The organism is Paraglaciecola sp., from assembly GCF_051252315.1.
Taxonomy (GTDB): Bacteria; Pseudomonadota; Gammaproteobacteria; order Enterobacterales; family Alteromonadaceae; genus Paraglaciecola.
The window spans coordinates 32,528-42,382 of sequence record NZ_JBPOFP010000036.1; the positions used below are offsets into that span (position 1 = coordinate 32,528).

Annotated in this window: 4 protein-coding genes and 1 pseudogene; all 5 read left to right on the top strand. The window is 39.1% G+C overall.

What is annotated here, in order from left to right; all coding sequences use genetic code 11:
- Positions 1-67 precede the first annotated feature (67 nt).
- Positions 68-3,511 carry a ThuA domain-containing protein gene (locus tag ACSHXM_RS09360; protein ID WP_435688495.1) on the top strand — a complete coding sequence of 1,148 codons (3,444 nt, stop codon included), beginning with the start codon at positions 68-70 and terminating at the stop codon, positions 3,509-3,511.
- 430 nt (positions 3,512-3,941) lie between these two features.
- Positions 3,942-7,112, top strand: coding sequence for a GH116 family glycosyl-hydrolase (locus ACSHXM_RS09365; protein ID WP_435688496.1), 3,171 nt, complete (start codon positions 3,942-3,944; stop codon positions 7,110-7,112).
- A gap of 66 nt (positions 7,113-7,178) precedes the next feature.
- Positions 7,179-8,183, top strand: coding sequence for a family 43 glycosylhydrolase (locus tag ACSHXM_RS09370; RefSeq protein ID WP_435688497.1), 1,005 nt, complete (start codon positions 7,179-7,181; stop codon positions 8,181-8,183).
- A 39-nt stretch (positions 8,184-8,222) separates the two neighbouring features.
- Positions 8,223-9,431, top strand: a complete 1,209-nt coding sequence (locus ACSHXM_RS09375) for a DUF6786 family protein (protein ID WP_435688498.1) — start codon at positions 8,223-8,225, stop codon at positions 9,429-9,431.
- A gap of 232 nt (positions 9,432-9,663) precedes the next feature.
- A pseudogene (locus tag ACSHXM_RS09380) lies at positions 9,664-9,855 on the top strand (hypothetical protein); the annotation flags it as partial.

Here is a 9,855-nt window from a genome sequence, read left to right on the forward strand (position 1 = left end):
ACGTTAACTTCACCTTACTATGAAGGGTTATAGGAATGATGAAATCGTTATCATAGGTTGGGTTTATATGAAAAATTGGTCGCGGGCTTTTGCTGTAACAAGCCTTTTTATTGCAAGTTTATCTTTAGTGAGTTGTGGTACTGACAACAGTCAAGATCCTAAAACTTCGAATGTGGTGGCACCTCAAAAGGTTCTTATTTTTACAAAGACCGCAGGGTGGCGACATAAGTCTATAGAGCCTGGTAGAGAGGCGTTAAAACAAGCCTTACTTAGTAAAGGTATTGAAGTGGTGGTATCTGAAGATGCGACTTTGTTTACCGATCAAACCTTATCAGAGATGTCTGCTTTGGTATTTTTAAATACCACTGGTGATATTTTAAATGAAGCTCAACAGGTTGCTATGGAGCGATACATTCAAGCGGGTGGCGGCTTTGTGGGTATTCATGCAGCAACAGATACAGAGTGGAAAGGGGATTGGATTTGGTATCGCCGCTTAGTGGGCGGTGTTTTTGCTAGTCACCCTAATACCCCGTCTAATGTGCAAACTGCTCGTATTCAAGTGATGGATAAGACTCATCCGTCTACTGCACATCTGCCAGATAACTTTCTAATGGCTGATGAATGGTACGACTTTAAGAGTTTGTCTAACCGTCGAATCGATATTATGAAAGTAGACGAAACCACCTACAGTGGTGGCGGCCATGGAGAATATCATCCTATCGCTTGGTACCATGAGTTTGATGGAGGTCGTGCTTTTTATACGGGCATTGGCCATAACGCTGATAACTTTAACGAGCCTTTATATACACAACATTTGTTGGGTGCTGTTGAATACGCAATCGGCGCCAACAAGCGTGATTACGCTTTGTCTCGGCCTGAACCTAATCGTTTTGTAAAAGAAACCTTACTCGATAATTTAAATGAACCTGTTAGTTTAGACATTGCTAAAGATGGTTCTGGTGTGATCTATGTCGAACGTAAAGGCCAAGTAAATTGGTTTGATTTGAAAACAAACGAACTGTCAAAGTTAGGAAAGGTAGACATCTTTTCGGCCAAGGGTTTTGGTGAGTTTGGCTTGTTAACTGTGGCGCTAGATCCTGATTTTGCCGTTAATCAACATCTTTATATGATGTACAACTTGCCATCTGAAAAAGAAAATACAGGGCCATTGCAGCGGGTATCTCGTTTTACTTTGGTTAATGGCAAGATAGATCATTCTCTGACTGTAGACATGTTAGACACACCAAACGAAGATACTTGTTGCCATACCGGCGGTAATATGGAATTTGATGGGCAAGGAAACTTGTTTATTGCTTTAGGCGACAACACTAATCCATTTGAAGCATTTGGTGTGGGCCCCGCTGATTTTAGAGACGGTCGTGCAGCTCACGATGCTTACCGTACCTCGGGTAACACGCAAGATCTGCGTGGTAAAATATTGCGGATCACGCCTCAAGCTGACGGCAGCTACACCATTCCCGAAGGAAATTTATTTTCAAATGCTGACGACGGTAGACCAGAAATATATGTCATGGGTACACGTAATCCTTATACCATTGCCTTTGATGATAAAGAACAAACTTTATACTACGGTGATGTAGGACCCGATGCAAAAGGTGACGATGAGCTGCATGGTTCAAAAGGATTTGATGAAGTTAATCGAGTTCGAAAAGCAGGTAATTTTGGTTGGCCATTATTTATTGGCAACAATAAAGCTTACAGACAATTTGATTATGCCAAGAAAAAAGAAGGCAAATGGAATAACCCGCTAGCGCCAATTAATACCTCTCCACGTAATACTGGCCTCAAAGCCTTACCACCTGCGCAGCCAGCTTTTATTTGGTATCCGTATAAAGGTTCAGATCAATTTCCAGAATTAGGTGCCGGATCTCGTAATGCTTTAGTGGCGGGGGTATACCGTACTAAGCAAGATAAGGCAGCATTACCGGCTTATTATGAAGGGGGCTTATTTATATCTGACTTCATGCGTCGTTGGGTAAAAGTAGTGTTTACCGATGACAATGGGGATATTTATAAAATAGATAAGTTTGCAGAAAACTCTGAGTTTGCTGCACCTATTGATATTACTTTTAGTCATCAAGGTCAGCTTTATATTTTAGAGTACGGTTCTAAATGGCATGACAATAATGAAGATGCTCGTCTGTCTAGAATCGTTTACACCGGCCCTGGAAATCGTAAGCCAATTGCTAAAGTGCAGGCTACCAATACTCAAGGTGTGGCGCCTCTTAGTGTCAAAGTGTCTGCTAGTCAGTCTTCTGATCCTGATAATAACCCGCTTACTTATGAATGGCGTATGGCTAAGTTATCAGCCGAGCAAACACTTGAACAAGCTGATTTCTCTCAAGCTAAAGTGACTAAAGAATTAAGCACTGAGCTTTTATTTGATCACAATGGTAAATACGCGGTTCAATTGACTGTGATTGATAGTGAAGGTGAATCCAGTTCCGCTTTACAATTGGTTGAAGTGGGTAATGCTCCGCCAACTATTGAAATTAAATTGGCAGGTAATCAAGACTTTATTTGGCCAAACAAAGCAGATCATCAATATGAAGTGGTTATCCACGATAATGAAGATGGTGTGATTAACCAAGACTCAGCAGCTTTTGGTCGAGTGAGTATTGGGTTTAATAAAATAAATGACACACCTGCAGCGCAAGCTGTAGGACACTTAGCACAAGATCCATTAGGGCCGGGTAGAGCCGCAGCTAAAAAACGTTTGTGCGTAGGTTGTCACCAAGAACAAGACGCATCGGTAGGACCATCATTTCAATCTGTGGCTGATAAATATAAGTCTTTGGAAAAACCAGTTGAATATTTAGCATCTTCAATTGCGGCAGGAAGCACTGGAAAATGGGGGCAACACCAAATGCCAGCTCATGACTTTTTATCAAATGAAGAACGAACTCAGTTAGCCGAGTATATATTGTTATTAAAATCTAAAGCGCCAAGTTTGCCGTTAACAGGTAAGTTACCTGAGGTAAAAGCGCAAGGCAGCTACCAATTGGTAGCAGAGTATACCGATGAAGGATCAAACAACATATCGGCTATCACCACTAAACAAACCTATACTTTACGTGAACCCGTGCTGCTTGCAGAATCGCTGTTTGCCAACGCTAACGGCGCTAAAGGCTTGGTACTTTCAGGCGCTGACACTAAATCTGTCGTGATGTCTGGTGAACGGGTTTCGTTACCTTTAGGTGAGTTTGATTTAACAGGTGTTCGCGCAATTAAAATCGAGCAAAAATACTTAGATTGGTTACCCGCTGAATCTGTTTTTGAAATAAGAGTGGGTAAAGCGAATGGAAAACTACTAGCTAAAGGTCAGTTTGATTACAACAAATTGGAAAATTGGCAAGACGTTCAACTTGAATTGGGCATCGAGCTAATGCGTAACAAAACACCCTTAGTAGTGGTCGTCAAAACCCCAGACACGAAACCAGAGACAGCGGTAGCGCATATTTATTCAGTGAGTTTTATTAGGAAAGATTAATAGTTGATCCAGGCATTGTGCTTAAGTGCATACATTCTGTATTTTAACTTCAATAATTAAAAAGGCGCTAACTGCAATGGTTAGCGTCATTTACTCTAGTATTTAACATTTCAAGATCCATCCTGCGAACCTTTTTTAGTGACAATAGATGACCGATTGAGGCGTGTTGGCTCCTTGGTACTAAATTAAAGTAATGCAAAAGTTAAATTTCATAACTTTGGTTTTTATTCCCTAACCTTTTGAAAACTATAATGTTACTTAGAGTGTTGATTGGAATTAGTCATTAGCTCTATCTTGACCTGTTGACAATGATACTTAATATCCAAATAATTACACATAATAAAATAATACAATATGATTGATTGCATGCTCATGGCGGTAAGACGTTGCAATGTAGTTAAACAATAGTGTAAACAGAATAGGGTGTCCTTTGAGAAAATTTTCATTATTAGCTTGGTTAACTATTGCCAGTATTCAAACGAACGCAGCATCTTCATCAGATGAAATTATGAAAAGTTTAACCCTTAGTAGCGAAGGAAAAACGCCAACAGTAAAAAACTTTCCGGCTAGCTTTCCGCAAGTGTTAACCGACAGAGGAGAGCCTATTGTTTATACCAAAACTAATTCAAACAATTTTGAATATATTGGTATGCCGGTTGGTGGAATTGGCGCAGGCCAATTGTATTTAGGTGGTGATGGCAAGTTATGGTTTTGGGATATATTTAATTTAAATTACAACATTCTCAAAAGTTTTAAAGGTGAAGAAGCTTATGAGTTTCCTTATGAACGTAGCAAGGGCAATGATAAAGGTGCCAGAGAAATTGAGCATGGATTTGTCTTAACGACGACTTCTCAAGGTAAAACAATTAGTAAAGTTTTAGATAGAAACAATATTCAAAATATTCAGTTTAAAGGGCAATACCCCATAGGGCGGGTGTCTTATAAAGACGAAGCGTTACCCGTAGATGTTAAACTAGAAGCGTTCTCTCCTTTTATGCCTTTAAATGTTGCTGATTCCTCTTACCCTGCAACTATTTTAAATTTTTCGGTTAAGAACACCTCAAACGCTACAGTATCATTTGATTTAACAGGCTGGTTGGAAAATGCTGTTTTTACCGAATCTAAAACGTTTCGAAATATACAAAACGGCAAATTATTAAATAATGTGACTAAGTTAAAAAATGGCGGACTGAGATTAAACAGTACTGCTTCATTTAATAATGAAATGAGCTCTCGAACTGACATCATTTATGATGATTTTGAGAACGGTCTGGGTAAATGGTCAGCTACAGGCAGAGCATTTATCGAACAAGGTTCACCTTATGACAATGCCTTTAAAAACCAGCCATCACAAAAAGCAGGTAACAAACTAGCAGACTCCAGATTTGCAAAAGACAAATCTAGTCCAGAAGCTAACATGAGCCTACTTGGCACATTAACCTCGAAGCCTTTTAACATAAACCGAGCTTATTTAACCGCTCTGATTGGTGGTGGTGATTATAAAACCAATGGTGTGAGTGAAACGGGATTAAGGGTATTAGTTAATGGTAAAGCCATTGCGTCGATCCATGGTGAAAGAAGCGAATTTGTTACACGTAAACAAATCGATTTAACTGCTTATCAGGGCCAACAAGCACAAATAGAAATATTTGATTTGTCTAAAGATGGTTGGGCCGGATATGTGATGATTGATCAAATTGTCCTGACTGATAAAGGGTTACAACCGGCTGATATGCAGGATTATGGCTCTATGTCGCTGGCGTTACTTAATAGCAGTGCTACTGGTAGCGCAGATATCGGTTTACCTGTATCCAGGTTAGCTAAAACAACAAAAACTAGTTCAAGTACTAAGATTAGCCCTACTGCACAAATAGTTGGTGGCTTAAATGCCCATGAATCTTTACAACCGGGTGAAGAGAAAACCGTTAAGTTTTTATTAACCTGGCATTTCCCAAATACCAAAGTGGCGTTTTCGCAAAATATGAAGCGCCATTATGCATCTCGATTTGAAGATGCTGCTGATGTGTCGGACCAATTGATAAGTAACTTAGCCAAGTTAGAAAACCAAACTAGGTTATGGCAAGAAACTTGGTATGACTCTACTTTGCCGTATTGGTTTTTAGATCGCACCTTTTTAAATATTTCAATTTTGGCTTCAGGTACCTCTCATATCTTAGAAGGTAATCGGTTTTATGGTTATGAAGGAGGTTACCAAGGCACAGGCACTTGTACGCATGTGTGGGGTTATTCAAAAGCCTTAGGCCGGTTATTTCCGGAGCTAGAAATTAACTTAAGAGAAAAAACAGATCTTGTGCCACAAAGTGAAGGTGGGGCAATGATGGATAATGGTGTGATCAAGTTTCGCTGGATGGAAAATGATGGCGCCGTGGATGGTCAAGCTGCCATTATTCTAAGAAGTTATCTGGCTCACCAAATGTCTGAAGATGACAGTTTTTTAAAGAAAAACTACCAAGGTTTAAAAAATGCCATGGCCGGTTTAACTAAAGTTAATGATCCGGATCATGACGGCATTTTAACTGGCGCTCAGCACAATACACTCGATGCAGATTGGTATGGAAAAGTCGCTTGGTTAAGTATGCAATACAATGCAGCGCTAAGAGCTATGGTTGAAATGGCTGAAGAAATGGGAGATCAGCAATACGCCGATTTCAATCGTAACATTGCAAACAAAGGTAAGTCTTTTATTGAGACGGATCTTTTTAATGGCGAATATTTCTTCCATATTGGTGATCCTGCTCACGAGAATTCGCCCGGAATTTATACCGGTAATGAATACAGCCAAATGTTAGGTCAAAGTTGGGCTTACCATGTTGGATTAGGCAGTATTATCGACCAAGATAAAATTACTACCGCTTTAGATTCTGTTTGGAAATACAATTTTACTACTGACGTGGGCCCTTATCGTAAAGAAAAGCCCGCTGGTCGTTGGTACGCTATGCCGGGTGAAGGTGCGTTAATAGCAGCAACTTGGCCTAGAGGTGGTTCAGAAGTATTAGATAAAGGTGAAGCGCGTTTTGCCGCTTATAACAATGAGTCTCAAAATGGTTACGAATATGCCTTATCGTCTTTAATGATGTGGCATGGCATGCCTCATCGTTCTTTAGCGCACGTTTGGTATATGCATAATCAACGATATCATGGTAGTAAACGTAATCCTTGGGCTGAAGTAGAGTGGGGCATACACTACGCTCGTTCGATGGCAAGTTATGGACATTTCACAGGGGTAAGCGGATTTGAATATCACGGCCCTAAAGGATATTTAGCTTTTTCACCAAAAATCACCCCTGAGAAATTTAAAGCGCCAGCAGTTACCGCTGATGCTTGGTTGACCTTTGAGCAAAAACGTAACAAGTCAGTGCAAACTGAAAGCATTTTAGTTAAACAAGGTAGTCTTAGTTTAAACAAACTCGCATTTACTTTAGAAGATAACTCTTCGCCTAAAAAGGTATTGGTTCAGTTGAATAGTAAAACGATTTCTTCACAATTTGAGCTAACTGACGGCAAAGTTGTCATAGTGTTAAGTAACAAGTTGATGATGAAACGTAATGACTCTCTGCTCGTATCTATAAAACAAAAATAATTGATTGTTCAGCGAATAAGCAATTTGCTTATTCGCCAATAACGATTGATAAAAAAGAGAATAATAATGAAGATAAAAATTTTAGTGAGCTTATGTCTGTCGATGTTTTTATTGGGCTGTAATAACGCTTCTCAAGAAAAAGAACAAACTGATAAGCCGCAAAAAGTATTAATACCTAAACAAGCTAATGAATTTGTTTGGATATATAAACCCAAAGGCGACACGTTTTTTGGTCCTGATACACAGCGTTTAAAAAAAGGTGAGTGGTATGATAATTGGGTGCCCAACGATCACACTTTTATTAAGGGAGATAGCGGCGAATGGCACATATTCGGTATTACTCATCCTTATGTTCCCCCCCTACCCAAAAGCGGTGTGCATGAGGGGGAAATGGCGTCTTTTCATGCTGTATCAACTGCTAAGCACTTTAAACAAACAATCAAAACTGATCATTATTTAGATAAAGCTAAAGTACTACCACCCCATGAACGTCCGGGTGAGCCGTTATCTAATCATGCACCAACCATAGTTAAAAAAGATGGTTTGTTTCATATGATTTATGGGCCAAGCCCAATCCGCTTGGCGGTCTCTTCTGATCTTTATAAATGGCAGCTTAAAGGAAATTTGTTCTCTGAAGAAAACGGAGCCCGAGACCCAAGTTTACTTTTTCACAATGGTACCTATTACATAGTGTATTGCACTGAAAAGAGTGTTGCCCTTAGAACATCAAAAGACTTAGTTAATTGGAGTGAACCAAAGATTATATTTACAGCCAACACTTATGATCCTGAGTCGCCAACTTTAGTCTTTCATAATAATACCTTCTATTTATTCGTATGTTCTTGGAATGGCATATGGGACGGTAAAGATATACAAGGTGCCTATCAGCATACTACTTATGTACTTAATTCAAATGATCCAATGAATTTTGGGGTAGGTGATGAGCAACAAATTACGACCCTCGAAGGCCATGCACCAGAAATATTCCAAGATGAAGATGGTGACTGGTATATATCGAGTGTTGAGTGGCCAAACAGGGGCGTGAGTGTGGATCGTTTGGTTTGGGAGTAACTTCTAAAAGTTTGGATTAATTAACTAAGAGCAATAAAAATGAATTATCTAAAGAAAATATTATGTATTGGTGGAGTGATTACGTTGGCAAGTTGTTCAGAGGCTCCTGTTTCTCAAACAGTTGATCCAACTCCTGAAAAAGGAACGTTTGGTTACGATCTAGATTATCTAGAAAAGTATCAACAAGTTATTACCCTAAAAGAAAACAATGGCAGCAGTCAAATCGTGGTTTTGCCAGAGTTACAGGGCAGGGTAATGACAAGTACCTCAACGGGGTTAACTGGAAATAGTTACGGCTGGATGCACTATGACTTGTTGGCCTCAGGAAAATTTGAAGAACATATCAACCCATTTGGCGGGGAAGACCGTTTTTGGATAGGGCCTGAAGGAGGGCAGTATTCAATATTTTTCAAAGAAGGCACTGATTTTGTGTTTGAAGATTGGTACACGCCAGCGGCATTGGATACTGAAGCTTTCGATGTGGTTTCACAGTCATCAACTCAGGTGACCTTCGAAAAAAGTATGCAGTTGGTTAATTATCAAGGTTTCGAGTTTGATATTAAGGTTAACCGCATTGTTAGCATATTTGATAAAGCCACCATAGAACAAGATTTAGGTTTGACCCTAAATGATAAAATTGATTTTGTTGCGTATCAATCTGATAACGAAATTGTTAATACAGGCTCTCAGGCTTGGAATAAAGAAACAGGGCTGTTATCCATTTGGATACTAGGTATGTATATTCCATCTGAAAACACCACTGTCATTATCCCATACAAAGATGAGTTAACACTTAATACTTCATATTTTGGTGAAGTGCCGGCTGGTCGATTAACTACTACCGATAAACATATTATGTTTAAAGGTAATGGAACCGCACGATTCAAATTAGGATTACCCCCCAAAAATGTTGAACCTTATATTGGCAGTTTTGATGCAGATAAAAACATGCTGACGATAGTGAGTTATACGTTTGATGGCAAGCCAGACTATGTCAATTCAGAGTGGAGATACCACGAGGAAGGGGGCTATAAAGGTGATGTAATTAACTCATATAATGATGGCCCGCTAGGTAATGGTGAACAGTTAGGTCCATTTTATGAGTTGGAGTCATCGTCTCACACTGAAGAATTACAGCCTGGCGGTTCGATCAAACACCTACATAAGACTTATCATTTTGAAGGTGATACTCAGAGCCTAAACGTTATTTCGAAGGCAGTACTTAATAAAGATTTAACAGAGCTTTAAGCTAAAATCGATTTACAATTAATTTGTATTGAAAAAACCACAGAGGAACACTTTGTGGTTTTTTAGTTTTAGGACTGTATACATTCAGGTTTTGTTATAAGTAGTATGATTTTATTCACTTATATTCGGTAATAACTGAATGAATTTGACTAAAAATAGTTGGCTTAGCCCTACATAAGTTTATAAACTAGCCGATAGCCTCTATGCTATTTGTTTTTAAAAAGGAATGTATATGTCAGGGACGCAATTCTCTCTACTTCGTCGTTTACCCATCACCTATAAATTTTTATTAATGCTTGCTCCACCGGTATTACTGTTGATTATTTTGAGTATTACAAATTTGACTTCGAATAAATCAGTAATGAATGAATCATTGCATATTGAGAAACTAGCAGAGTTAACTGTGTCTGGTAGTGCCTTAGTG

Coding starts and splice junctions, on each gene's coding strand:
- ACSHXM_RS09360 (WP_435688495.1), top strand. CDS start 68: ATGAAAAATTGGTCGCGGGCTTTTGCTGTAACAAGCCTTTTTATTGCA.
- ACSHXM_RS09370 (WP_435688497.1), top strand. CDS start 7,179: ATGAAGATAAAAATTTTAGTGAGCTTATGTCTGTCGATGTTTTTATTG.
- ACSHXM_RS09375 (WP_435688498.1), top strand. CDS start 8,223: ATGAATTATCTAAAGAAAATATTATGTATTGGTGGAGTGATTACGTTG.